The sequence below is a fragment of the Klebsiella sp. HN106 genome (assembly GCF_051209435.1).
Taxonomy (GTDB): domain Bacteria; phylum Pseudomonadota; class Gammaproteobacteria; order Enterobacterales; family Enterobacteriaceae; genus Klebsiella; species Klebsiella oxytoca.
This window is the reverse complement of sequence record NZ_JBLURD010000136.1, coordinates 1-372: the sequence shown is the minus strand read 5'-3', so window position 1 is coordinate 372 and position 372 is coordinate 1. Positions and strand designations below refer to the sequence as shown.

The following is a 372-nucleotide window of genomic DNA, read 5'->3' as shown; positions in this document are numbered from 1 at the left end:
CATCGCTGAGCAGCTCGCCCATTGCCCTGTCATCATCCACCACTAAAATGACTGGTTTCATTTTTGCCTCTGCCCGCCGGGAATTAGTGTCAGTCTGATCGATTCTGCAAGCCTGCGCCGACAAATTCCTCTCCCGGTGACATTTTTTCAAGCGCCGTCACATCTCCAGGGTATCGACACGTCAAATCTGTCGACAGGCTGTTTTTCGTCAGCACTCCGCCCAAAAAACCCGCGTATCATCAAGGAATACCCACAATGAAAATATGGCATAGAAGATGCATAGTGACGGCGCGATAGCGCAAACGCGCCCATTGAATAACTGGAGCAAGACCGATGAAAAAAGTCGTCACGGTTTGTCCGTATTGCGCATCA

Annotated in this window: 1 protein-coding gene; it reads right to left on the bottom strand. The window is 50.3% G+C overall.

Annotated elements, in window-relative coordinates:
• Window positions 1-61, bottom strand: a 61-nt coding sequence (locus ACSIPU_RS30680; RefSeq protein WP_435322492.1) for a hypothetical protein, incomplete at its 3' end; no start/stop codon positions are given.
• Window positions 62-372: the final 311 nt, after the last annotated feature.